The organism is Rugamonas sp. DEMB1 (assembly GCF_029834475.1).
GTDB lineage: Bacteria > Pseudomonadota > Gammaproteobacteria > Burkholderiales > Burkholderiaceae_D > Rugamonas > Rugamonas rubra.
Map to the genome: position 1 here is coordinate 4,627,296 of NZ_CP122407.1, position 25,023 is coordinate 4,652,318.

The 25,023-nt window shown below is 67.6% G+C and carries 19 protein-coding genes and 3 pseudogenes; 4 read left to right on the forward strand and 18 right to left on the reverse strand.

The window, feature by feature from the left end:
• Window positions 1–32: 32 nt before the first annotated feature.
• The 4 genes from QC826_RS21305 (at window position 33) to QC826_RS21320 (ending at window position 4,849) form a co-directional block, all read left to right on the forward strand.
• Window positions 33–1,013 carry an acyltransferase family protein gene (locus QC826_RS21305; protein WP_279762323.1) on the forward strand — a complete coding sequence of 327 codons (981 nt, stop codon included), beginning with the start codon at window positions 33–35 and terminating at the stop codon, window positions 1,011–1,013.
• Window positions 1,014–1,208: 195 nt separating this feature from the next.
• Window positions 1,209–2,189 (forward strand): glycosyltransferase family 8 protein, encoded by a 981-nt coding sequence (locus QC826_RS21310; RefSeq protein ID WP_279762324.1) that lies wholly within the window; start codon window positions 1,209–1,211, stop codon window positions 2,187–2,189.
• A 125-nt stretch (window positions 2,190–2,314) separates the two neighbouring features.
• The gene (locus QC826_RS21315) at window positions 2,315–3,790 is read left to right on the forward strand and encodes an MBOAT family O-acyltransferase (RefSeq protein ID WP_279762325.1); all 1,476 of its coding nucleotides are present in this window, start codon (window positions 2,315–2,317) and stop codon (window positions 3,788–3,790) included.
• Window positions 3,791–3,799: 9 nt separating this feature from the next.
• Window positions 3,800–4,849 carry an alginate O-acetyltransferase AlgX-related protein gene (locus QC826_RS21320; RefSeq protein ID WP_279762326.1) on the forward strand — a complete coding sequence of 350 codons (1,050 nt, stop codon included), beginning with the start codon at window positions 3,800–3,802 and terminating at the stop codon, window positions 4,847–4,849.
• Here QC826_RS21320 and QC826_RS21325 read toward each other — a convergent pair.
• The 18 genes and pseudogenes from QC826_RS21325 to epsE form a co-directional block, all read right to left on the reverse strand.
• Window positions 4,846–6,262, reverse strand: a pseudogene (locus QC826_RS21325) (mannose-1-phosphate guanylyltransferase/mannose-6-phosphate isomerase). The gene QC826_RS21320 and the pseudogene QC826_RS21325 overlap by 4 nt on opposite strands.
• 3 nt (window positions 6,263–6,265) lie before the next feature.
• Window positions 6,266–7,417: an NDP-sugar synthase gene (locus QC826_RS21330; protein WP_279762327.1), complete on the reverse strand. Its 1,152-nt coding sequence runs from the start codon at window positions 7,415–7,417 to the stop codon at window positions 6,266–6,268.
• Between the two features lie 128 nt (window positions 7,418–7,545).
• Window positions 7,546–8,547: a UDP-glucose 4-epimerase GalE gene (gene galE, locus QC826_RS21335; RefSeq protein WP_279762328.1), complete on the reverse strand. Its 1,002-nt coding sequence runs from the start codon at window positions 8,545–8,547 to the stop codon at window positions 7,546–7,548.
• A 67-nt stretch (window positions 8,548–8,614) separates the two neighbouring features.
• The gene (locus QC826_RS21340) at window positions 8,615–9,739 is read right to left on the reverse strand and encodes a glycosyltransferase (protein ID WP_279762329.1); all 1,125 of its coding nucleotides are present in this window, start codon (window positions 9,737–9,739) and stop codon (window positions 8,615–8,617) included.
• Between the two features lie 16 nt (window positions 9,740–9,755).
• Complete coding sequence (locus QC826_RS21345; RefSeq protein ID WP_279762330.1) at window positions 9,756–10,772, reverse strand: polysaccharide pyruvyl transferase family protein; 1,017 nt, start codon at window positions 10,770–10,772, stop codon at window positions 9,756–9,758.
• The gene (locus QC826_RS21350) at window positions 10,759–12,162 is read right to left on the reverse strand and encodes a lipopolysaccharide biosynthesis protein (RefSeq protein ID WP_279762331.1); all 1,404 of its coding nucleotides are present in this window, start codon (window positions 12,160–12,162) and stop codon (window positions 10,759–10,761) included. The genes QC826_RS21345 and QC826_RS21350 overlap by 14 nt, the downstream gene beginning before the upstream one ends.
• Window positions 12,163–12,543: 381 nt before the next feature.
• Window positions 12,544–13,845 carry a hypothetical protein gene (locus QC826_RS21355; protein ID WP_279762332.1) on the reverse strand — a complete coding sequence of 434 codons (1,302 nt, stop codon included), beginning with the start codon at window positions 13,843–13,845 and terminating at the stop codon, window positions 12,544–12,546.
• Window positions 13,842–14,795 carry a hypothetical protein gene (locus tag QC826_RS21360; protein ID WP_279762333.1) on the reverse strand — a complete coding sequence of 318 codons (954 nt, stop codon included), beginning with the start codon at window positions 14,793–14,795 and terminating at the stop codon, window positions 13,842–13,844. Before QC826_RS21360 ends, QC826_RS21355 begins: the two co-directional genes overlap by 4 nt.
• A 299-nt stretch (window positions 14,796–15,094) precedes the next feature.
• Window positions 15,095–16,225, reverse strand: a complete 1,131-nt coding sequence (locus QC826_RS21365) for a glycosyltransferase family 4 protein (RefSeq protein WP_279762334.1) — start codon at window positions 16,223–16,225, stop codon at window positions 15,095–15,097.
• Window positions 16,222–16,784 (reverse strand): annotated as a pseudogene (locus QC826_RS31755) (glycosyltransferase family 4 protein). The gene QC826_RS21365 and the pseudogene QC826_RS31755 overlap by 4 nt, the downstream one beginning before the upstream one ends.
• A gap of 21 nt (window positions 16,785–16,805) precedes the next feature.
• Window positions 16,806–17,339 (reverse strand): annotated as a pseudogene (locus tag QC826_RS31760) (glycosyltransferase); the annotation flags it as partial.
• A 126-nt stretch (window positions 17,340–17,465) separates the two neighbouring features.
• A complete protein-coding gene (locus QC826_RS21380; protein ID WP_279762337.1) occupies window positions 17,466–18,680 on the reverse strand; it encodes a glycosyltransferase in 1,215 nt (404 codons plus the stop codon).
• 7 nt (window positions 18,681–18,687) lie between these two features.
• Complete coding sequence (locus QC826_RS21385; RefSeq protein WP_279762338.1) at window positions 18,688–20,232, reverse strand: hypothetical protein; 1,545 nt, start codon at window positions 20,230–20,232, stop codon at window positions 18,688–18,690.
• A gap of 52 nt (window positions 20,233–20,284) precedes the next feature.
• Window positions 20,285–20,974 (reverse strand): exosortase-associated protein EpsI, B-type, encoded by a 690-nt coding sequence (gene epsI, locus QC826_RS21390; protein ID WP_279762339.1) that lies wholly within the window; start codon window positions 20,972–20,974, stop codon window positions 20,285–20,287.
• A complete protein-coding gene (gene xrtB / locus QC826_RS21395) occupies window positions 20,971–21,858 on the reverse strand; it encodes an exosortase B (protein ID WP_279762340.1) in 888 nt (295 codons plus the stop codon). The genes epsI and xrtB overlap by 4 nt, the downstream gene beginning before the upstream one ends.
• An 11-nt stretch (window positions 21,859–21,869) precedes the next feature.
• Window positions 21,870–22,745, reverse strand: coding sequence for a chain length determinant protein tyrosine kinase EpsG (epsG, locus tag QC826_RS21400; protein ID WP_279762341.1), 876 nt, complete (start codon window positions 22,743–22,745; stop codon window positions 21,870–21,872).
• A 15-nt stretch (window positions 22,746–22,760) separates the two neighbouring features.
• Entirely contained in the window at window positions 22,761–24,167 is a 1,407-nt protein-coding gene (gene epsF, locus QC826_RS21405; RefSeq protein WP_279762342.1) for a chain length determinant protein EpsF, read from the reverse strand.
• A 42-nt stretch (window positions 24,168–24,209) separates the two neighbouring features.
• On the reverse strand, window positions 24,210–24,998 hold the full coding sequence (epsE, locus tag QC826_RS21410; protein ID WP_279762343.1) for a polysaccharide export protein EpsE: 789 nt from the start codon (window positions 24,996–24,998) through the stop codon (window positions 24,210–24,212).
• Window positions 24,999–25,023: the final 25 nt, after the last annotated feature.

Here is a 25,023-nt window from a genome sequence, read left to right on the forward strand (position 1 = left end):
GGGCCGCGCCACCGTCGAACCTCTACACGCAAATGGGAAAAAGCGGCGTCGCGCTATTCTTCATGATCACCGCTTTTTTGTTCTTTAGTAAAATTCTCGACAGCAAGGATGCCGAAATCGACTGGGGCAAACTTTTCGCTTCCCGCGTGAAGCGCATCGCACCGCTGTATTTGGTTTCCATCATCATCTTGTTTTCGATCGTATGGTTCATGTCGAATGGCATACTCGTCGATTCACCCGCGAAAATTGGGCTCGACGCCGCGAAGTGGCTAAGTTTCAGCCAGTTCGGCATGCCCGACCTGAACGGCGTCAAGGACACCTACCTGATCATTGCCGGCGTGAGTTGGTCGCTGCCCTACGAGTGGGGCTTCTACTTCCTGTTGCCGCTGCTGGCTTTGAGCGCGGGGAAACGGCCGTCGCCGCCCTACCTGCTGTTCAGCGCGGGTGCGCTGCTGACGATCGCCGCCCTGGTCGCGGCAGGCAAAACGCCGCTCTTCCCCTACGCCTTCTTTATCGGCGGAATGGCTGCCGCGCTGCTGGCGCGCCAAGCGCGCTTCCGCGCCTTTGCCACCGGAAAACTGGCCTCCTGCGTGATCATCCTGAGCATCGTCGGCGTTGTCACGCTGTATCGTTTCCCTGACCGCCCGCTGGCAATCCTCGCGCTGTCCCTGGCGTTCTCGTTGATCGCCGCCGGCAACACCCTGTTCGGCGCGCTGGTGTCGGGCAGCGCCCGCATGCTCGGCGAAATGGCCTACGGGATCTACCTGTTGCACGGCATCGTCCTCTTCTGCACCTTCCATTTCGTTCTCGGCCTGCCCCTGGCGCGGCAACTCGACGGCTTAGGCTACTGGTTGGTAATTTGCGGCATCACGCCGCTTCTCGTGCTCACCGCCTACGCGGCCTTCCGCTGGATCGAACATCCCGCCATGCGCTACCGCTTCGGCGCGCGCCGCGCGTCGCGCCTCTGGGGTATCGGCCGCCTGTTTTCGTGGACCGACCGGACGGTCCGCTAAATTCGCGGCGGCGGCACGATTCCCCCCGGCCCATGCGCTTGCCGGGACGTCATAGTATAATGACATCGTTGACGGACCTTGGGTCCGGCATTCGGCAGTACAATTTTGAATCGGCCCCATGCCTCGAAAAGACGCGGGTGCCTTGTGGAGCCGGGCAATATGGATGCTTCTCCATATTAACGAAAGGAACGATGGATGGATAGATTAGTAACGTTCGTGACCGATATCGGTTTTTTGGTGCCGTCGCTTGTCGCGGCCAGGCAACTGGTGAAGCAAGACATCCATCACCTCGCCGACATTGTGATCTACACCGTCAATATTGAGGCCGGGCTGGTCGACTACCTGAGCGCCCAGGCCGGCAATCGGCACATCCGCTTCGAACCTTTGCCGTACGAACTGTTCGCACCGCCGGCAAACGTCAACTTCCATAAAAACCATGTCCCGGTCACCTCGCTCGCCCGCCTGTCCCTACAGGACGTCATCGACGAGAAGTACCTGAACATCATCTATATCGACGGCGACGTGCAGATCGTCGGCGACGTCAGCGCGCTGGTCAAGTACACCGTTCCCGACGGCAAAATCCTGGCCGGCCGCGGCAGCGCTTGGTTGGACCAGGCGCAGAGCCAGCACAACATGACGCCGGACAACTACCTGAAGAACCTGGGCGACCTGAGTCAGGACACCTATTTCAACGCCGGCGTGCTGGCGTTCCGCCGCGCGACCTGGGCGGAGGCGGCGCCGAGGGCGTTGAAGTTCTTCTTCGATAATTCGGAAATCTGCATCCGGCACGACCAAAGCGCCCTCAACGCGGTGTTCAAGGACAAGATCATCAGTTTTCCGCCCAAGTACAATTTCCACTCGGCCTACGCCGACCTGTACGCGCAGCGTCAATACGCGCCCGCCATCATCCACTTCACCGGCCCGAGAAAACCGTGGGGACCGGCGCTGGCGCCGTGGGGGACGCGTTTCCAGAACAGCTACCAGGAACTGTTCCGCGAACAGCCGGCATTGCGCCAGTATCTCAAAGTCAGCGACGTCGACGGCATGCGCCCCAAGCTGCGCCTGCTCAAGTCCTGGCTGCATGAAGCCAAGCGACTGTTCGGCAACCAGACCGACATCGTTAAGCGCCGCCGCGCCTTCCTCGACCACGCGACGGGCGGCAGCTTCCCGTTTTAAGTCGCGCGCCGCCACGCCAAGGCTCCGCCGGCGGCGCGCGCGTGCGCCGCCGCCCGGCGGTGATATTTCCAATCGGAAAGCACCTTCGGCTCGGCCACCCGACGCCCACTCCTTGAGACCATCTCGTGCTATTCAATTCCTTCCCGTTCTTCCTGTTCTTTCTGCCCTTGGCCCTGCTGGGGTATTTTCTCCTGTCGGGACGCTCGATCCGCGCCTCCATCATCTTCCTGTGCGCCATGTCGGTCTTCTTTTACGGCTATTGGAACATCAGCTTCCTGCCGCTGCTCGCCGCCTCCATCATCGCCAACTTCGGCGCCGGCGCGGCCATCACGCGCGCCAAGGAAAGTGGCGACGAGCTGCGCGCCCGCCGCTGGCTGGTGGCCGGCCTGACGTGCAATCTCGGGCTGCTGATCCTGTTCAAGTACTACGACTTCCTGGCCGTCAGCGCGGCGACGCTGTTGCACCTGCCCGTCGCACCGCTGGGCCTCGCCCTACCCATCGGCATCTCCTTCTTCACCTTCACGCAAATCGCCTATCTGGTGGACTGCCGCCAGGGCAAGGTCAAGGAGACCAAGCCGGAGAACTATGGCCTGTTCGTCACCTACTTCCCCCACCTGATCGCCGGCCCCATCCTGCACCACAAGGAGATGATGCCGCAATTCGACAACCGCGAATCGCACCGTTTCAGCCGCGGCCGCATCACCGTCGGCATGCTGTTCTTCACCGCCGGCCTGTTCAAGAAGGTCGTGCTGGCGGACGGCGTGGCGCAATTCGTCGGCCCCGTGTTCGATGTCCACTACGCCCACCTCAGCATGCTCGAGTCCTGGGCCGGCGCCCTGGCCTACACCTTCCAGTTGTATTTTGATTTTTCCGCTTACTCCGACATGGCCTATGGGCTGTCCTATATGTTCGGCATCATCCTCCCGATCAACTTCAACTCGCCCTACCGGGCCGGCTCAATCATCGAATTCTGGCGCCGTTGGCACATGACGCTGTCGACCTTCCTGCGCGACTACCTCTATATTCCGCTGGGCGGCAACCAGAAGGGCCAGGTGCAGCGCTACCTGAACCTGTTCATCACCATGCTGCTGGGTGGGCTGTGGCACGGCGCCAACTGGACCTTCCTGGTCTGGGGCGCCCTGCACGGCGGCTACCTGATCGTCAACCACGCCCTGCGCCACCTGCTCGGCGGCCGCGACGGCGCGCTGCTGCGCGCCAGCGGCGCGGCGGCCACCTTCACCGCGGTGGTGTTCGGCTGGGTCTTCTTCCGCGCCGGCTCGCTCGACGTCGCGCTGGCGCTGACGCGCGCCATGCTTGGGGGGGGCACCCTGCCGGCCGCGATGGCCGACACGGCGCTTGGCCTGAACCGCGCCATGGACCTGGATAGCTGTCTGGGCTGGCTGGCCGCCTGCGCCCTGGTCTGCTTCGGCCTGCCCAACCTCTACCAGCGCATCGGCACCGGCCTGCGCCTGCCGCTGGAGGCCCGCCTGTCGCGCGGCTGGGGCGCCTCATTGCTCGGTGCGCTGCTCGGCCTATGCCTGGTTCTGCTCGCCATCAGCGAGACGCGCGGCGTTTCGGAATTTTTGTACTTCAACTTCTAACGGGCCATTATGACGCGTTTTCTTTTCTCGCTCTGCGCCGGCCTGCTGGCCGCGCTGCTGCTCACCGAGGCGCTGTTGCGCCTGCTGCCGGTCAACTCCGGCGTGCGCATGGCCGCCACCGACGCCGCCACACCCTATGCCCACCACCTGCCGCGGCAGGAGTTCACCTACTCCCACGGCTGGGCGATGCGCAACGCTCGGCGCGGCACGACGAACGAGGCCGGCGGCAACAATTCGCCGCCGCCGTACGACGGCGCCGGCCTCATGCTGGTCGGCGACAGCTACATCGAGAGCTTCATGCTGGCCTACCCGGACACCGTGCAGGGCCGCCTGCAAGGCGACCTGCACGGCGGCGTGTTCACCGTCGCCGCCTCCGCCAACGGCCTGGCCGACTCGCTGCAGATCGCCCGCCAGCTGCTGCCCGCCCGGCGGCCGAGGAACGCCGTCTTCTTCGTCGAGAGCACCGACATGAGCGGCATCCTCGACGCGGCCACGCGCGGCCACAACGCCTTCCGCCTGGACGGCGGCGCGGTCAGCGTGGCGCACTCGCCCTACCAGGAGTCGGCGTGGAAGCCGCGACTGCTGCACTCGGCGCTGATGCGCTACCTGTATTACAACCTGAAGTTCCCCGACTGGGTCGGCGGCAAGATGCCCCGCCTGGGCCAAACCGCCGCCGTCGCCAAACCGAGCGCACAGCAGCGCCAAGCGGCGTTGGACTACTATTTCGATGCGCTACGCGCGCTCGGCGAGGCCAGCGGCAGCAAGGTCAGCTTCCTGCTCGACGGCGACCGCGTCGCCATCTATGCCGACCACAAGGCCGGCACGGCCAGCTGGCAGGACGGCGACCGCGCCCTGTTCCTGGCCGGCGCGCGCCGCCACGGCTTCGACGTCGCCGACATGGCGCCCGTGTTCGAGCAGCATTGGCGCGCGCGCCGTGAACGGATGGATTTCCTGCCGATGGATGGACACTGGAACAGCGTGGCGCACCGTTTGGCGGCGCGGCAGCTGTTGCCGTTGATGCGGCCGGCGCCGAGGCCGGCCGCGGGGGATGGCGCCTAGGCGCGCTGGTAGACGTCCTCGAAGCGGACGATGTCGTCCTCGCCCAGGTAGCTGCCCGACTGCACCTCGATCAGGTGCAGCGGCAGCTTGCCCGGGTTCTCCAGGCGGTGGCTCATGCCGATCGGGATGTAGGTCGACTCGTTCTCGGTCAACAGGCTGACCTTGTCGCCGCAGGTGACCCGCGCCGTGCCGCTGACCACGATCCAGTGTTCGGCGCGGTGGTGGTGCATCTGCAGCGACAGCTTGCCGCCCGGATTGACGGTGATGCGCTTGACCTGGAAGCGGTCGCCGATGTCGATGCCCTCGTAGCAGCCCCACGGCCGGTACACCTTGGTGTGCTGCAGGTGCTCGGTGCGCTTCTCGTTCTGCAGGTGGGTGACGATCTGCTTGACCCGCTGCACCTGGTCCTTGTGGGCGACCAGCACCGCGTCGGCCGTCTCCACCACCACCAGGTCGCGCACGCCGACCAGCGCGACGATGCGGCCCTCGGCGCGCACCAGCGAGCCGGACACGCCGTCCAGATAGACGTCGCCGCGCACCACGTTGCCGTCGGCGTCGCCGGGCAGCATCTCGAGCAGGGCCGACCAGGAGCCGACGTCGCTCCAACCCATGTCGGCCGGCACCACCACGGCGTGGCGGGTGTGCTCCATCACGGCGTAGTCGATCGAGTCGGACGGACAGGCGGCGAACGCGGCCTCGTCCAGGCGGCAGAAGTCCAGGTCGCGGTAGCCCAGGCCGACCGCCTCGGCCGCCGCCGCCGCCATGGCCGGTTGGAAGGCCTGCAGCTCGTCGAGGTAGCGGCGGGCGCGGAACAGGAACATGCCGCTGTTCCAATAGTAGTTGCCGGCCTCGACGAAGCGCTGCGCCGTCGCCAGGTCGGGCTTCTCGACGAACTGGCCGACCTGCAGGCAGCGCCCGGCGGCGTCCAGCGCGGCGCCGGCGCGGATGTAGCCGTAGCCGGTCTCCGGCCCGCTCGGCACCACGCCGAAGGTGGCCAGGGTCGCCCTCGGCCATGCCGGCGGCGTGGCCGATCGCCGCGGCGAAGGCGGCCACGTCGTCGATCACGTGGTCGGCCGGCAGCACCAGCATCAGCGCCGCCGGATCGATCGCCAGCAGGTAGTTGGCGGCGGCGGCCACCGCCGGCGCGGTGTTGCGGCCGACCGGCTCGAGCAGGATGCCGAGCGGGGCGACGCCGATCTCGCGCAACTGCTCGGCGACGAGGAAGCGGTGCTCGTTGCCGCACACCACCAGCGGCGGCTGGAAATCGGCGCGGCCGTCGAGCCGCAACGCGGTTTCCTGCAGCATCGTCTTGTCCGACACCAGCGGCAACAACTGCTTGGGCAGGGCGGCGCGAGAGAGCGGCCACAGCCGGGTGCCGGCGCCGCCGGACAAGATCACTGGATAGATTTTCATGGCTTATTTCTCAATTAGATTGGCGCTGCGCACCTCGGAGCGCCGCTTGGCGCGGCGGTCGCGCGCGTTGCCCCAGGCGTCGGGCTGGTATTCCGAAATATGCCGCATTTCGCCGCGGCGGTCGACACTATAGTCCTTGAAGACGATCATTTCCTCCAAGGTAACATTCGGTAACACTCGGGTATACTCGAACAGCACGCTGCGCACCACCTCGGCGCCGGCGCAGATCCGGCTGCCGTGGCCGATCCAGCTCGGCCCGACGATGGTCGCGCCCGCCTCCACGCAGGCGCCCGAACCGATGTACACCGGCCCCTCGATGCGCGTGCCGTTCCAGTCGATCTGCGTGTTCAGGCCGACCCACAGGCCGTCGTCGATCTGGATGCCGGGCACGTCCATGTGGGCCACCTCGCCCATCAGCACGCTCTGGCACACCTCCCAGTAGTCGGTCACGCTGCCGATGTCGATCCAGTTGAAGGCGCGGGTCTGGGCGTAGAACGGGCAGGCCCTGGCCGCCAGCAGCGGGAACAGGTCGGAGCCGATGTCGAACGGCTGGTCGGGCGGGATCAGGGCCAGCACTTCCGGCTCGAAGATGTAGATGCCGGTGCTGGCGAAGTTCGACAGCGCCTCGGCCTGGCTGGGCTTCTCCTGGAAGGACTTGATGCGGCCGTCGGCATCGGTCACCACCACGCCGTAGCTCGACACCTTGTCCCACGGCACCTCGCGCGTCACCACCGAGGCCAGCGCGCCCTTGCGCTTGTGCTCGAACAGGGCCGACTTGATGTCCAGGTCGATCAATGCGTCGCCGCACAGCACGATCGTGGTGTCGTCGAAGAAGCCGCCGAACTGCTGGATCTTCTTCATGCCGCCCGCCGAGCCCAGCGGTTGCGGCACCACCTCGCCGGCGTCGTTGGTGTAGCCCTCGAAGGAGTAGCCGATCTGCACGCCGTACTGGTGGCCCTCGCCGAAATAGTCCTCGATCTTCTCGTGCAGGTAGCTGACGTTGACCATGATCTCCTGCACGCCGTACTTGGCCAGGTGCTCGATCAGATAGGCCATGACCGGTTTGCCCAAAATGGGGATCATCGGCTTGGGCAGGTCGTACGTCAATGGGCGCACCCGGGTGCCCTTGCCCGCCGCCAGTATCATCGCTTTCATTTCACTTCTCTCCTTGTTACAAATTCACAGTGGGACGCCGCGCCGAGCGGCCGGGATGGATTGTGCATCGCAGCAATAGTTTATCCTATCACAATCTTTTCGGCACCCGCAACACGGCATGCCGCCGCTCAAGCCTTCGGCGACGACTGCCAGCGCCAGGCGTCGGCGCACATCTGCTCGATGCGGCGCTCGGCCTTCCAGTTCAGCTCGCGCTCGGCCAGCGCCACGTCGGCGTAGCACTGCGCCACGTCGCCCGGCCGGCGCGGCACGAAGCGCAGCGGGATGGTCTTGCCGCTGGCCTGCTCGAAGGCGCGCACCATCTCCAGCACGCTGTGGCCGCGGCCGGTGCCCAGGTTCAGCGTGTGCACGCCGCCGGCGCCGGCCAGCTTCTCGAGCATCTTGACGTGGCCGGCGGCCAGGTCCATCACGTGGATGTAGTCGCGCACCCCGGTGCCGTCGGGCGTCGGATAGTCCTGGCCGAACACCGCCAGGGCCTCGCGCCGGCCCTCGGCCACCTGGGCGATGAAGGGCAGCAGATTGTTCGGGATGCCGTTCGGGTCTTCGCCGATCAGGCCGCTCTCGTGCGCGCCGACCGGGTTGAAGTAGCGCAGCAGGGCGACCCGCAGGCCGGCGTCGGCGTGCGCCAGGTCGCGCAGGATGTCCTCGACCATCAGCTTGCTGCGGCCGTAGGGGTTGGTCGCCGCCAGCGGGAAGTGTTCGAAGATGGGCACCGAGGCCGGGTCGCCGTACACCGTCGCCGAGGAGCTGAACACCAGCGTCTTGACGCCGAACTGCTGCATGGTCTCGAACAGCACCAGGCTGCCCTGGATGTTGTTGTCGTAGTAGCGCAGCGGCTGCTCGACCGACTCGCCGACCGCCTTCAGGCCGGCGAAGTGGATCACCGCGTCGACCGCGTGGGCGCCGAACACCGCCGCCATGGCGGCGCGGTCGCGCACGTCGGCCTCGACGAAGGCCAGCGTCCGGCCGGTGATGGTCTGCAGGCGGTCCAGGATCGAGCGCTTGCTGTTGCTCAGGTTGTCGACGATGACCACGTCGTGGCCGGCGCGGACCAGCTCCACGCAGGTGTGCGAGCCGATGTAGCCGGCGCCGCCGGTGACTAGAATTTTCATGGGGAACTCCTTGGGTTGATCGTTGTCGTTGTGTACATTATGCCGCCGGCGCGGCCGTCGCGTCCGTTCAGGACGGCGGCCCCATGGTGCGCTGCACCAGGCGGAGGAACTGCGGCTCGATGGCCGACCACAGGTATTTCTTGCCCGACTCGTGGGCCGCCCGCGACACCGCCGGCAGGCGCTCGCGCTGGCGCGCCACGCGCTCCAGCGCCGCCGCGAAGGCGGCCGCGTCGTAGTCGAAGATCCAGCCGTTCTCGCCGTCGGCGATGTAGTCGCTGTGGGTGCGGATGCGGCTGCCCAGCACCGGCAGGCCGGCCACCAGGTATTCGAACAGCTTGGTCGGCGGGTTGAAGCGCCACCAGACGCGGTCCTCCCAGATGCAGATGCCGACGTCGGCCGCCGCCAAATAGGCGGGAATCGCGCTGCCCGGCACGCGGCCGACCACGCTGACGGCGCCGTCCAGGCCCAGCTCGGCGGCGCGCTGGCGGCAGTAGGCCAGCTGCTCGGCGTCGGCGCCGACGATGGTCAGGCTGGCGCAGCAGCCGCGCTGGCGCGCCAGCGCCAGGCCCTCGAGCATGACGTCGCGGCCGCGCTCGCGCATCACGGTGCCGGTGTAGACCAGGCGCAGCTCGCCGCCCTGCTCCGCCCTGGCGAGCAGGCCGAACCGGTCCTGCACGCCCATGTAGATCAATTCGGCGCGGGCCGGATCGACGCCGTGCCGCAGCAGGCGTTCCAGATGCGCCTCGCCGATCGGCATGACCTTGTCGACCCGCTTGGCGGCGCCGTAGTTCAGCCGCAGCAGGCCGCGGTAGACCAGGCGTTTGAGCGGGTTGCGGAAGTCGGGATAGAAGAAGTGGGTGGGGTGCTCGTTCCAGTACAGCAGCGTCGGCACGCCGCGCAGCAGGTAGCTGGTGATCGCCAGTTGCGAGCCGAGCAGCACCAGCAGGCCGGGCCGCTCGCGGCGGCAATACTCGGCGCACCGCCTCATGAACCACAGTTGCGCCAGCACGCCGGTGCCGGCCGTGCTGAACACCCGCGTGCGCAGCGGCAGCCCGGCGAACTCCTGTTCGAAGCAGGCGTTGCGCAGCAGCAGGGTCACCTCGTAGCGCTCGGCCAGGGCCTCGATGCGGTACTTGAAATCGAGATAGCCGGGCTGCCCCTCGTAGAACCAGCTGGCGATGACTATTTTCACTTGTGCCCTCCCCGTTCTAGAGCGACCGGGCCGGCGCGCGCGCCGCCAGCGTGGCGACCGCCTCGTCGAAGCTGTCGACGAAGGTGGTCAGCTCGGACGGCTTGGTCCAGGCCTGGTGGAAGGTGGAGATCTTGCCGTAGTCGTTGTCGAGCACGACATGCTCCTTGTTCAGCAACAGGCACAGGATGTGCACGTGCAGGCGGTCGGTCAGGATGACCCGCCCCTGCGACAACTGGCGGATGCCGCGGCGCAGGCGGGTGGCGGCGACCGCCGTCGCCAGCGAGGCCATCAGGCGGCCGCCCCAGGTCCAGCGGTTGAGCGGAGCATTGAGCTTGTGGAACTGGTTGGCCAGCTTCACCTCGAACCAGTCCGGCACCAGCCAGTCGTCGCGCCGCCAGCGGCCGGGCAGGCGCTCGAGCGGCAGGTTTTTCACCGCCTTGGCGCCGGCCGACTCGATGTCGGTGCGGGCCAGCACCAGGCCGTCGCAGACGGCGCCGGCGGCGGCCTTGGCGCCGATGAAAAAGGCCATGTCCGGGCTCAGGCCGACGGTGCAGTTGAAGTGGGTCTTGGCGAACTGGTAGGAGACGTGGTCGCGCGCCAACAGCACGAAGTCGCCGTGCTCCTCGATCAGGCGGGCCGTCTCGGCGATGTTCTCGGCATGGTCGAAATGCACCGTCTGGGGGAACTGCAGCAGCTTGTGCCCCTTGAAGTCGCGCAGCACGCGCAGGCGCAGCTTGTGCGGCTCGCTCCAGCGGTCGCCGAAGTTGCCGCCGCCGTGGTACAGCACGATGCCGTCGGGGCCGACGGCGCGCTTGACGCGCTCCGGGTCGTAGGCCTGGTCCCAGCAGACGTAGACGATGTCGGCGCCCCGCCGCTTCAGGTAGGCGATCTCGCCGAGCCAGATGTAGGAATCGCCGGCGTTGGCGTGGTAGGGGAAGTCGAGCACGGCGACGCGCTGGCCGGGCCGGATATGCTTGTCCAGCTCGCTTTGCGCCTGTGTTTGCAACTGCGCGATCAAATCAGCTATCTTCATTCTTTCTTTTATCCATCCAAATTTTTTTAAACAAAAAGGTGTACGAGCCCGCCAACACCAGGGCCACCGCCGCCGCCCTCAGCAGCAGCTGCCCCGAGGCCTGGGCCGCCAGATAGACCAGCGCCACCGCCGCGCCGCTGGCCAGCGCCGGCAACAGGGCGCGCCACAGCACCCATTGGCGGAACGGCAGGAAGCGCCGCAGGAAGAACTCGCCGACGCCGATGTTGAACAGGACGCGGGCGATCTGCGCCATGACGAACAATTGCCAGCCGCCCAGGATGGCCGCGCCGAGGATGGCGATGCCGCCGAGGTTGCGCACCAGCGAAAAGCGGAAGCTGCGCTCGGCGCTGCCGCTGGCCATCAGCAGCGACCAGTGGAACAGGTACAGGGGGATCAACATGCCGACGAAACAGTAGGTCTGCAGGATCCACACGGCGCCGCCCCACTTCTCGCCGAACAACAGCAACACCACCTCGGGGGCGAAGAAATACAAGGCCGAGTACAGCGGCACCACCAGCCAGGAGCAATAGCCGACCACCTTGACGAACATGCTCCACAGGGCGGCGCCGTCCTGGCGCGCCTTGGCGAAGATCGGCCCGGATATCTGGTAGGCCACGCCGGTGAGCAGCTCGGCGCTCATCATGTACAGCTTCTTGCCGATCGAATACAGGCCGAGCTGGTTCTGGCCGATCGCCAGGCCGACGATCATGTCGTCGACGTTGGTGGTCAGCACGTCGAGCAGGCGGCCGCCGGCCAGGTAGCGGCCGTAGTGGAAGATCTTGCCGAAACCGGCCCAGTCGCAGCGCCAGCGCGGCCGCCAGTCGCTCATGCGCCACAGCAGGCCGGCGATCACCACGCTCTCGGCCAGCTGTTTGACCACCAGGCTCCACATGCCGCCGCCTGCGGCGGCCGTGGCCACGCCCAGCGCGCCGCCGACCAGCATGCCGACCAGCGAGCGGATGGCGACCCCCTTGAATTTGAGGGCGCGCCGTTGGATGGCGTCCTGCACCGAGGTCAGCGAGGCGAGCGGCAGGATCAGGCACAAATACGGAAACACCTGGGCCGCGTCGTGTTGGCCGACGGCGCGCAGCACGGGCGGTCCGAGCAGCACGGCCAAGGCGAACACGGCCGATGCCACGTACACCTGGAACCAGAAGATCTGGTTGCGGCTGGCCTCGTCGTCCTGGCGGTAGATCAGATACTCGGCCAAGCCCATCTCGGCCAGCGACACCAGCACCGCCAGGATGGCGCCGACGAAGGCCACCGCCCCCACCGCGCGCGCGTCGAGCAGGCGGGTGAGCACCATGAACACCACCAGCGAGGTGAGGCGTCCGCCCCAGTTCTTCGCCACCGACCACAACACACTGTTAAATACTTTGTCATACGCCATTGAACTCAGCCCTAATAAAACCCCATTCCGCGCCGCCCGGCCAGGCCGGCCACGCGTTCGCCGGCGCGCGGTGGCGACGGCGGCGTGGCCGGTCCGCGCTCAGGCAAGCCGCGGCGTCCGGTGGCGGACGGGCGGCGATCTCACTGCTTGGGCGGAGGTGGGCGGAAGCGGCGGCACATCAATTGTCGTCCGGGTGGAGAGAATTCGATAGCACGGATGCAAGTATCGCCGGTCTGCAACGCCCGGTCAATCGAAACCTAATTGAAGCGTGCTGCGCCGGTGGCGCAAGGGGGAAGGGCGAAAGGCCATCCGGCGCCGGGCCGGATGGCGGCGGCGGCGGCCGGCGGCCGCCGCGCGGGGGGGGGGGGGGGGGGGGGGGGCTTACTTGGTGGCGATCTCGAAATAGGTGGTCGGACCGTGGCTCAGCTTGGAGGTGTCGAGCGTGAAGCTGATGCCGCCGGCCTCCTGCACGACCGGGATCGGGTCGCCGCGGGAGCCGTTCAGCTTATTCGAAAACACCTTCAACGAGGCGGCGTTGACGTTGAGCAACTTCACCTTCAGCGACACCGCCTGGATCAGCACCGGTCCGGTGCCCAGCGATTTGAGCGTCGTGTCGGCGCCCGGGTCGGCGAAGGTCATGCCGGTGTTGCGCGCGTCGGTGGCCAACACCAGCAGCATGCGCTTGCTGGCGTTCAGGTTGGCGCCGTCCATCGCCGACACCGTCAGCAGGGCCGGGCCGGTGGGCGCGTCGATGCGCACGTTGCTCAGCTGGATGGTCTCGAGCACGTCGAACACCGCGCCCTCGGTCTTCGGCGTGACCACCGTCAGGCGGCGGCGGTTGCGGTCCAGCGCCACCTCGCCGGTGTCGGTCAGGAACACGCCGTACACCGTGTTGTCGCGCGCGCTGGGCGCCAGCACGCCGCCGTTGCGCAGCACGGTGACGCGGTTGCCGTACATTTGCTCGACCGTGACGCCGGCCTCGTTGCCGGCCGCCGGCAGCGAGGCCGGCGTGGTCGCCGTCGCCGTCGGCAGCACCGCCGTCGGCTTGTACACCTTGACCGCGCTGCTGTAGGGCGCCATCTGCACGTCGTAGCTGTTGGCCTGGCCCAGCCAGTCGATGCCGACGCCCTGCACCATGGTCAGGCGCCGCACGTCCTGGGCGACGCTGCTGTAGATGCCGTTGCCCTCGAAGGTGTACCAGTCCTCCAGCTTCAGGCGCAACTGGTGCTTGGCGCGCGCCACGTCGCCGCGCAGGAACAGCAGCGCGGCCAGCGTCTCGTTGGCGCGCAGCACCGGGTCGGGGCCGACCATGAAGGGATAGATGCGGTCCTTGCGGCCGCCGCGCTCGTCGTAGCCCATGGTGAAGCCGCCGGCGTGCTGGGCGATCATGCCCCAGTTTTGGAAGGCGGCGTAGGCCGGCACGGCCAGCGCCGACTCGCGGCGGTACTTGTTCCAGAACACCTGGCCGTACTCGGACACGGAGAAGGCCTTGCCGTGGTAGCGGCTGACGGCCAAGTCGGTGATGTAGAGCAGGCCGCTGCCCAGCATGCTGTCCTGGCGCATCACCGAGCCGGCCGCGACGAAGTTGCTCGGCTCGGCGAAATAGCTGTGCATGTCGACCCAGCTGAACTGGCCGCGCGAGGCGCTGGCCGCCTGCGAGCTCCAGTTGTCGTAGCCGGTCACCGGCCCTTGTAGCCGGCCTGGCGCAGATGGTTGGTCATCCAGGTCGCGGTACTCGTCTCCAGGTCGAAGAAGAAGCGCTGTGTGTCGGCCATCCGCTTGCCGTTCGGGTCGTTGGCCTTGGCCAGCGCGACGGAAGCCGCCTCCAGCGTCTCGCCGGCCTTCAACTCAAGCCCCCAAGCCGTCTTCAGCGCGGCGGTGGTCAGGTATTTCTTCTTCAGGAAGGCGACGAACGGCGGCTGCATCGCGGCCGGCAGGCCGCTGCGCGTGACGAAGGCGATACCGCCCTCGTTGACCAGGATCACGCCAGCCAGGGCCGGATCGGCCAGCGTGGTGGTGCCGGTGTAGGGGTTGACGGAGCCCATGATCTTGAGCACCAGCTTCTTCCAATGGTCCTGCATGAGCGGGTCGTAGAAGAGGCGCCTCTTGGCGTCCTTCTGCGAAATCCAACGCTCGGCGATGTTGCCGAAGCCGGCGTTGTCCGAGGTCATACCGTCGAGCATGTAGTAGATGCCGGCGCGCTTGAAGGCGGCCAACAGGTAGTAGAACCGGTCCAACTGGACGGCGTTGAAGGTCAGGTCGAGCCGCTGCCCCTCCATCAGGATGGCATCGACGAAGTGCAGGCGCGCCATGTTGTATCCATGCAGGCGCAGTTGTTTGACGTACTCGTCGGCGCCGGCGTGGTCGGGGAAGGAGCCGGTGGCGACGTCCATGCCGGTCGACACCATCAGGAAGCGCCGCGCCACGGTGGGGCTGCCCTGGTAGGCGAAGTCGCCGTTGCTGTTGACGACCAGGGGCTCGGTGACCGCCTTGGAAGGCGGCAACAGGGTGGAGAAGTCGAGAATGCTACCGGCGACCACCTTCAACGAGACGTCTTTGACCGGCAACCAGGGATTCGCGGCGGAACCGGCCAGCGGCAGGAGCGCGCACAGAAGGCAAGCGATGGATTTCATTTTCGAGGACTCCTTCAATTGTAAACGTAACCACATTCCGTGCCATTGCGCACCAACGGCCGGACGCCTGGCCGGGGGGGGGGGCCGCGGCGCCACCGGCCTGTCGTTCGCGAAGAAGGTGTATGCCGCCGGGCAAGGTGATGTGCGACCGGAAAGCGCCGCCTAAACGATGAGGTCTCTAGCATACAACGACTTACCGGCGAAAACCAGACCTGTGGAAATTTCTTACCCAAAAACAACGAGCATGGACAACGTGAAACCGATTTGCGGCAGATCATGGCGCCGTGCGGCACTCGCCCCTAGCTGCCCGGGCGGCCCCGCACCTCGCGGTAGACCGCCATGGTGGCGGCCGCCACGGCGTCCCAGTCGAAGCGGGCGGCGACCCAGGCGCGCCGCTCGGCCACCAGCTCGGCGGTGGCCGGCTGGCGGCCGACGCGCTCCATCGCCTCGGCCAGGCGGGCCACCTCGCCGAGCGGGAAATACTGCTGTTCCGGCAAGCCCACCTCGAGGTTGGCCGGGATGTCGCTGGCGATCACCGGCAGGCCGTACGACAGGGCCTCGAGCAGGGCGATCGGCAGCCCCTCGTGCGACGAGGGCAGCACGAACATGCCGGCGTGGGCGTACAACTGGGCCAGCGCGGCGCCGGTCTGCAGGCCGGTGCAGACGATGCGCGGATCGCGCCCGGCGCGCGCCAGCACCTCGCTGACATAGGCGTCCGGATGGTCGGAGGCGCCGACGATGGCCAGCTTCCAGCCGGGCAGCGCGGCGCGTTCGAAGGCGTCGACCAGGTCGAGGTGGCGCTTCTCCGGCACCAGCCGGCTAACCAGCAGCACGTAGCGCCCCGGCAGCAGGCCGAACGGCGCCAGCGCGCCGCTGTCGGCCGGCATGGCCGGCAGCACCACGCCGTTCGGCACGACGTGGGGCTGGCGGCCGTGGCCGCGCCGCACGATGTCGGCGATCACTTGCGAGATGACGATCGCGCCCTGCGCCAGGCGCATGCCGAAGCGCTCGCCGGTGCGCAGCGCCAGGCGGGCGAAACGGCCCCATTTCTGCCGGTCGTAGTCGGGGCCGTGGTGGGTCACCACCACGCGCAGGCCGAGCAGGCGCGCCGGCAGCGTGACGATGGCCGGGCCGATGGCCTGGATGTGCAGGATGTCGGGCCGCTTCCAGGCGGCGTAGCAGACCCCCAGCAGGCTGTGGATGATCGCCTCCAAGCCCTTCGACTTGGGTGCCCACAAGGAAACGAACTTGACGCCGCGCCACTGCGGCCCGGTGCCGGCCAGCTGGTAGGGCGCGCGCACCAGCACCGTCACCTCGCAACCCAGTTCGACCAGGCGCAGGCAAAGCTGCTCGGCGTGCGTCTCCACCCCGCCCTGCACGCCGGGAAAGCCGCGCAGGCCGAGCATCATGACCCGCAGCGGACGACTCACGCCACCACCGTGGCGGCCTGCGCGGCGAGCAGCTGGCGCGCCAGCGCGCCCCAGTTGTAGTCGTTCTCGAGCAAGGCGCGCCCGCGCCGGCCCATGGCGGCGGCGGTCTGCGGATCGGCCAGCAGTTGCAGGATCTTGTCGGTCATCGCCGCGAAGTCGTTCGGCGCGGCCAGCAGGCCGGTTTCGCCGTCGACCACCAGGCCGCGGTAGAACAGGAAGTCCCACACCACGGCCGGCAGCTGCATCGCCATCGCCTCGAGGCAGGTGCCGGGCAGGCCTCGTAGTAGGCGCCGGAGGCGTAGACATGGCTGCGCTGGTAGTAGTCGACCATGTGCTCGAAGGCCACCTTGCCGGTCAGCGTGACGTTGGCCCGCAGCGGCGCGAGCTGCTGCGCCACCCAGGCGTCGTCGTCGCCGTAGCCGACGATGCAGATGCGCACCTCGGGCTGGCGCGCCACCAGTTGGCGGCACAGTTCGACCATCGCGCCGCTGCCCTTGCGCCGCTCGATGCGGCCGCAGAACAGCACGTCGATGTCCTTGGCCCGGGCCGGGTCGGGCATGAACTTGCGCACGTCGGCGCCGTTCGGGATCACCTCGACCGGGCCGGCGTAGCCGTAGCGCAGCACCTCCTGGCGGCCCTGCTCGGTCAGCGCGACGACCTTGTCGGCGCGCGCGAAGACGCGCCGCTCCATCCACATCTTGACCGCCAGCGAGGCGGCGCCCCACTGGCTGGCGAAGTGCCGGGTGTCGTAGAAACGCCCGGACATGCCCAGGTAGGTGGTGTGCGCGGTCAGCACCAGCGGCAGGCCGCGCGGCAGGAACAGGCCGGGGATCAGCGGCGGCCAGTGGAAGTTGATGCTGGAGATGCGGCCGTCGCGCCGCAGGCGCAGCAGCAGCTTGCGCACGGCGAGACCCCACATGAACAGACTGAGGCGGTCGGCGCGCAGCGGCACGTGGATGATCTCCACGCCCGGATAGGCGCGTTGGCTACGCTGCTCGTCGCCGGTGATCAGGATGACGCCGGGGTGGTCGGCCGGCAGGTTGGCCAAAAAGGAGTCGAGGTAGCGCGCGATGCCGGCGACGCTGTAGAACTGCGGGTAAACAATTGCTATCATTTCAATCCATCAAGTGTGTCGTCAATTGGGTGGCCGGCCACGGCGGCGCATCGCTGTCCGGTGGTGGCCGCGCCCTGTCTGTCGCCGCCGATGCCGGCGCCGGCGGCCGGCCGCAAGGCGGCCGCCTCAGCCGCCGGCCGCGCCCGGCGCGGGCGCCAAGCCGTGGTAGACGCCGGCGACGCTGCGGGCGATGTGTTCGTAGCTGCGCACGCCGGCGACGTAGGCGCGGCCGCGCTCGCCCATCGCCCGCATGGTCGGCGGCGCCGCCAGCAGTCCGACCAGCGCCGCCGCGAAGCGGTCGCCGCACAGCGGGACGCAGATGCCGGCCCCGCTCTCTTCGATCACCTGCTGCTGGTCCGGATTGTCGCTGACCAGCACCGGCAGCCCCAGCCCCATGTATTCAACCGCCTTGGTCGGCGAGCCGCAGTCGAGCAGAAAACCGCGCGGCACCGGCGACAGGCCGACCTCGGCCGCCCGCACATAGGCCCAGGCCTCGTCGGGCTCGCGCCAGCCCAGCCAGAGCACCTGGTCGGCCACGCCGAGTCGCTCGGCCTGCTCGCGCAACCAGGCGCGGTGGCCGGCGTCCTCGGTGTCGCCGGCCAGCACCAAAAGAATGTCGGGCACGCTGTCGCGCGCCGCCGCCAGCATCTCGAACAGCACGTCAATGCGGCGCAGCGGATCGGTGACGCCGAGATAGACCACGACGCGCTTGCCGCGCAGGCGCTCGTCGACGCTGGCGGCGATGCGCTCGGGATTGGCCACCTCGGTATCGACGCCCATCGGCACCGGCGTCATCTTCTCCATCGGCACGCCCTGGCGCGCCACGTCGAGTTGCATTTGCCGGCTCTGCACGAAGACGTGGTCGGCGCGCGGCAGGACCACCCGGTACAACAGCCACTTGCCGACGACGCCCTGCAGCAGCGGGAACCAAAAGCGCAGCCCCGCCCTCGGGCCGCGCTTCTTGGCGCGGTCGATCTGCCCCTCGGACTGCGGATAGGACAGCCAATAGTAGAAGCGCAAGCCCTTCAGGCGCGCCACCAGCAGGCCGGCCAGCGCGGTCAACGACATGTCGCGCACCTGGATCGCGTCGTACTGGCCGGCGTCGATGCCGGCCAGCGTCCTCAGGTTGTGGCCCAGCTTGAGCAGGTGCTGGGCGGCCCGGCCGCCCGGCAGGCGGCAGAGCAAGCTGCGGCCGCCCGGCCAGGGCAGGTCCGGCCCGGCGGCGCGCTCGGTCACCAGGTCGGCGTGGATGCCGTGGCGCGGCAGGTAGCGGCCGAACAGGGCCAGCACATCGGGACGGTGGGTCGGCCAGGCTTCGGCCGTCAAATACATCAAGCGCATACGTGTTTCACCCAATCGTCCGGTGCGGCGCCGGCGCCGCCCGTTTGCCCAACAGACCCTGCTGTTGCATCAGATACCCCAGATAGCCCAGCACCAGGGCATAGATCATTTCCATGCCGACCAGGTTGACGATCGAGTCGGCATACACGATGCTCAACATGAACAGCGTGATGGCGGCTTGGATCGCCAACGCGTCGGCCTTCACCGCCGCGTCCTCGCTGTGGCGGTAGAGGCGGCCGGCGCTCAGCCAGGCCAGCACGAAGACGCTGACGAACAAGGCCAGACCGACCAGGCCGGTGTCCCACAGCAGCGTCGAGGCGGCCGTCAGGTTGATGCCATAGTGCATGTACTTGACGCCGAGGTGGCCGCTGACCGAGGTCAGCGAGCTGTACGAGCTGCCCAGGCCGTTTCCGATGAGGAAGCCGACCGGGTCGTCCCAGCGTTGCTGGGTGAACCAGAAGGTGAACGAGGTCAGGCGGTTGAGAATCTGCCCCTGCGAATAACCCTGGTTGCCGACGTTGTAGCGCAGCGTCTTGTCGATCACCTCGGAGAGGTTGCTGTGCATCATCACCACCACGTACAGGTAGCCCAACAGGCAAGTCAACAGGCCCAGGCCGAGGATCGCCGGCGCGTAGCGCAGCGGCGCCTTGAGCAGGTCCGGGCGCAGCAGGCTCAGGCCCACCAGCGGCAGCATGACGACGGCAACTTTCGTCTCGCCCATACCCAGCGGCAACAAACAGACGAAGGTCAGCGCGTAGAAGACGGCCGGACGCAGCAGGCCGGCGCGCCAACGCGCCGCCAGGAAGGCCATGGTGATGAACAGATAGATCACCATCACCGCGTTCGGGCTGCCGCCGCCGATGTTGGCGCCGAAAGTGCCGGCCACCACGTCGGTGGCGTCGCTGCCGGAGGCCAGACCGCCGCGCTTGGGCACCAGGATCAACAACTCGTACAGGGCGAAGGGGAACTGCAGCAGGCCGACCAACACCAGGAACTTGCGCCAGTTGTCGATGGCGCTGGGACGGAAGACGATCGCCGTCAACGCCAGCATCAGGCCGAAGGTCTGGAAGTAGCGCTTGAAGCCGGCCAGGAACTCCTGCAGCCCGCCGCCGCGGAAGGCCGTGGAACAGACGCAGAAGACGAGAAAGAGCAGCGCCACCTGCATGAACGACGGCAGCCGTCTTTGCCGGGTCCACAGAACGTTCATAATCGACGGCAACAGCAACAGGATGCTCAACAGCGACACCGACCAGGTCAGCTTGCCCATGTGCGGGTTCGACGACAGTATGCCCAGCAACATGCCCGACACCAGGATGATCCACACCGTGAGCTCGGGCAACATCAGCAACAAGGGACCGATGACCATGGCCGCGCCGAGGCCGACCTGGACCAAGCTGCCCGACAGGGCCAGCAGGCCGAACAGGAAGGACAGCAACAGCAGCGCCAGCGTGGTCAACGCCAGCTTGGCCGTCGGCAGCCGCGGCCGCGGCAGCGCCGCCGACCAGCGCTTCAGCGACGGCGGCGCACCGCGCGACAGAATGGGGGACTTCAAGCGATCACCTCTTCAACATGCTTCAAAAACGCGGCAGCGCGGCGCCGGACCGTCATGGCGCCACGCCCGCCGCGCCGGCAACACGGGCCCGCGCCGCCGGCGGCAGGGCCGCCAGCAGGTCGGCGATGAAGCGGTCCTGCTGGCGGTAGGCCAGTGCAGTGTCGGCGTCGATCGACGAGACCCGCACCAGCAGGCCGTCGGCGATCTGGCCCTTGACGGCGTAGCTCAGCTGGGCCTTCTTGCGGTCCCAGTCGTTGTTGATGGCGTAGGCGCCGACGGTGAACCAGTAGCTGACCAGCTCGTGGCGCGAGCCGGCCAGCGCCTCCATGCGGCGGATCGGCAGCGCCGCGCCGGCCGGGTGCAGCACCGCCTTGCTCTTGCCCAGGATCTGGAAACCCTGCGCCGGATAGCAGCCCTCGGGGTCGTGGGCGGCCAGGCCGTCGGACTGGTTGGCGCCGTACGGCAGGCTGAGCATGATGCGGTAGCCCTGCCGGTCGACATAGGTGCGCGTCAACACCTGGGTGTAGATCTTGTTCAGGGCCGCCGTGGTCTCCGGGCTGACCTGCTGGTACAGCACGGCCTCGTCGACCGACCAGTCGCCGAACTGGCGCGGAATCATCCGCTCGAGCTCGACCCGCTCGCCGTGCTCGGCGATCCTGTCGGTGGCGCGCAGCGCCACGGCCAGGCCGGAGGCGGCCAGCATCATGGCCAGCAGCAGGCCGTTCTTCAGTGCGCCCCTCATGCGGCCTCCCCCGCCGGCCGCCGGCGCAGCTTGACGATGTATTGCAACAATGAATCGACACCGATGATCAGCAGCAGCGCGCTGACGAACAGCACCATGCCGGCGAAGCCGTGCAGGAAGCCCTGGCCGGCGGCGTCGCCGAAGTGGTAGGTGATCAACGTCAGCGTGATCACGCGGATCACGTTGGCGGTGAACGAGATCGGGATGATCAGCAGCGCCAACAGCACGTTGCGGAAGGCCGAGGTGTGCCGCACGATGTTCAGGTAGAACAAACCCAGCGATTCGAGCGTGAGCAGGGTCTGCAGGCCGGCGCAGGCGTCGGCCACCATCAGCTGGTACTGGCCGATCTGCAGGATCACGCCGGTGCGGGCGATCGGATAGCCCAGCAGGTACAACAGGTGTTCGGTGGCGTAGGACACCGCCATCTTCATCGGCATGGTCAACGCGTCGACGACCACGCCGGGCAGCGGCACCATGAACAGCATGAAGAAGAAGGGGAACCACTGCACCGCCAGGGCGCCGCGGCCGTAGCCCAGCAGTATCCAGGCCAGCAGCACGACGATGAACGAGCCCATCTCCAGCATCAGCACGTCCTGCGAGCGGCCGGCGATGTACAGCAGCATGCCGAACACGAACAGCGGCCAGCCGGCGGCCGAGCCCGGCCGGCCGGCGCAGGCGGCGCGCATCGCCGGCCACTGGCGCAGCAGCAGCCACAGCGACAGCGCCAGGATGATCGGGCCGTGGGCGTAGCTTTCGGTCGACCAGATGCCCGTCATCAGCTCGTAGAGCGTGGGCAGGTACAACACCGCCATGCCCAGCAGGAAGGGCCAGTCGCGCCGCAGGACGGTCCAGTCGACACCGCCGGCACCGGCGTGGCTGCGCATCGCCGTCGCCATCAGTAGTCGACCATCACCGCGCCGACCACCTCGGCGCCGCTGTGGCGGATCTCGTCGGTCAGCGCCGTGATGTCGGACAACAACGTGGCGTTCTTGCGCGCCACCAGCAACACGCCGCCGGCGCGCGCCGCCACCGCCAGCGCGTCGGCGCCCAGCGCGAACGGTGCGGCGTTGTACAGCACCACGTCGTAGGCGGCCTCGAGCTCGCCGTTGAGGGCGACGAAGGGGGCGCGGCTGAGCAGTTCCTGCGGGTTGGGCGGCAGCGTGCCGGCCGTCAACAGCGACAGCGCGACGAAACTGTCGATCTTGGCGATGGCCTGGCGGTCGGCGCGGCCGGCCAGCAGGTCCGACAGGCCGGGACCGAGCGGCAGGTCGAACACGCTGTGCTGGCTGGGCTGGCGCAGGTTGGCGTCGACCAGCAGGGTGTGCTCGCCGAGCTGGGAGAACACCACCGCCAGGTTGGCGGCGAACAGGCTGGCGCCGTCGTCGGCGCCGACCTCGACGATCGCCAGCGCCTTGCGGCCGCGGGCGAACCAGCGCAGCATCAACTGGCTGCGCACGGCGCGCAGCTGCTCGACCTGCGGGCTGAACGGCTGGTAGGCCGCCAGCAGCCGGTCGGAGTACTTGCGCTCGCCCGTCTGCAGGTAGGGATAGTCGAACTGGCGCGCCAGCACCTGCTGGATGTCGGCCTCGGTGATCAGGCCGAGCCGCTGGGCCGCCTCGCCGAAGCGGATGCCCAGCTCTTTTTGCATGCGCAGCACGCGCTCGGCGTTCTCCGGCGTGATTTTTCCGGTCGACAGCAGGATGCCGCCGATGCTCGAGTCGCCCGGGGCGGCCGCGGCGCGGGGGGCGGCGGCGATGGAGGGGGAGTTCATATGGTTACCTTAATCTTAGTTCAAGCGCGGACGGCTCGGCGAGAGCAGCTTCTTCAGGCCGAGTCGGCCCTTTCCTGGCAGGTTCCAGTCGATCACGGCGAACACCGGGATGGCCAGCGTCTCGCTCAGGTCGGCCTCGGAGCGCACGCGGCGGTCGAGCATTTCCATGACCATGCCCAAGGCGACGCCGAGCATGCTGCCGAGGAACACGGCCAACGCCGTGTTGAGCAACACCTTCGGACCGGCCGGCTCGAGCGGCGCGGTGGCCGGGTTCAGGATGGCGATGTCGGTCTGCTCGGCCTGGCCCTCGATGCGCGTCTGCGACGAGCGATGGGCGATCGCGTCGTAGGCGTGCTGGGCGCTCTCGACGTCCTTGATCATCACGCCCATCTCGTCGCGGGTGCGGTTCAACTCGAGCACCTTGTTCTTCTGCGCCAGCAGGGCGGCGCGGACCTCGTCGCCGCGTTGGCGCAGGATCTGCGCGTTGTTGCCCACCGCGCTGGTGACGGCCTTGGTCTGCAGCGCCAACTCGGCGCGCATCTTGTCGACTTCGGCCTTGGCGCTCTGGTACTGCGGGTGGTTCTGGTCGAGCCGCTGGCCCACCTCGGCCAGTTTGGCCTCGGCGTTGGCCAGGCTCAGGCGCAGGTTCTGGATCACCGGGTTGCCGGCCACGTCGGGCGACTCGGCGGCGGCGCCGTTGGCCATGCGCTGGCGCGAGGCCGCCTCGATCAACTGCCCCTCGGCGCCGACCAGCTGGGCCGACAGGTCGTTGAGGCGGTTCGACTCGACGTCGAGGCGGTTGTCGACGCTGACGATGCCGTGCTCCTGCTGGTACTTCGACAGGCGGCTTTGGGCGATCTCCAAGGCGTCGCGCGAGTTCTTCAGCTGCTCGGTGAAGTAGACCGAGACCTTCTTCATCGGATCGACCTTGAGCTGGATGTTGAGGCGCTGGTACTCCTCGGCGAAGGCGTTGGCGACCTCGGCGACGAACTGCGGGTCGGCGCCCTTGAAGCTGATCTCGACCAGGCTGCTCTCGCGCGCCGGCACCGCCTCGACCTTGCGCAGCAGCAGGTCGGCCAGCCAGTCGCGCACCGTGCCGCGGCCGGCCGTGGCGGCGTTGAACTGGGCCTGCACGGCCGGACTGTCGGCCAGCTTGAGGCGGTCGACCACGCGCAGCGCCAGGTTCTTGCTGGTGATGATGTCGATCTGCGTCGCCATGTAGCCGGGCAACAACTGGCCCGGCATGGTCAGGCCGCTGACCGGGTCGACGCCCTTCGAGTTGAGCAGCACCGACGAGGTCGCCTGATAGGTTTTCGGCATCATCAGGCTGATCACCAGCGTGGTGCCGACGGTCAACACCAGGGCGGCTAGGATGATCTTGCTGCGCGCGCGCAGGATGAGGAGGAACTGCGATAAATTCATGACGTTTTCTCTGGTTGGAGCAAAAAGGAAGCGGGGCGCTGCTTAGAACCAGCTCTCGCTGACATACACCACGTCGTCGCTCAGCAGTTCGTCGTCGTGCTTGGCCTTGATCACCTGTATCTTGCCGTCGGCGCCGCGGCGCTTGATGCGGATGTCGCGCTCGGTGCCGCGGGCCGACAGGCCGCCGCCGGCCGACAGCGCCTGCAGCACCGTCATCGAGCGCTCCAGGCGCAGCTGGCCGGGACGTTGCACCTCGCCGTAGATGTAGACGCGCGGCGCGCGCTCGACGTAGATGATGTCGTTGGTTTCGACGTCGAGGTCGCGGTCGAGCGCGCCCGAGCGCACCATGCCGACCACGTCGACGGCCTCCTTGGTGGTGGCGCCGTTGCGCTTGCGGATCAGCGTCACCGTGTCGTTGCCGTCGGCGCCGATGCCGCCGGCCTGGGCCAGCATGTCCATCACGGTGCGGCGGCCGTCGACCGGATAGCGGCCCGGACGGTTGACCTGGCCCAGCACCGACACCTGGTGGCTGGTCTGCTGGGTCACCAGGATGTTGACCTGGGCCTTGCGCAGGAAGCCGCCGCGCTCGAGCAGGCCGGCGACCTTCTGCTCGGCCGCCGCCGTCGACAGGCCGCCGATGCCGACCTGGCCGATCAGCGGGAAGGTCACCGCGCCGGACTCGTTGACGCGGGTCTCGACCATCAGGTCGGGATTGCCGTAGACCGACATCTTGACGACGTCGCCCGGTCCGAGCAGCAGATCGGCCGCCGAGGCGCCGTTGAGGCCGGCCATCAGCATGGCGCCGGCGATCCAGTTGTAGAGTTTTTTCATGTTATATGTCCCGCCTAAAATGTTG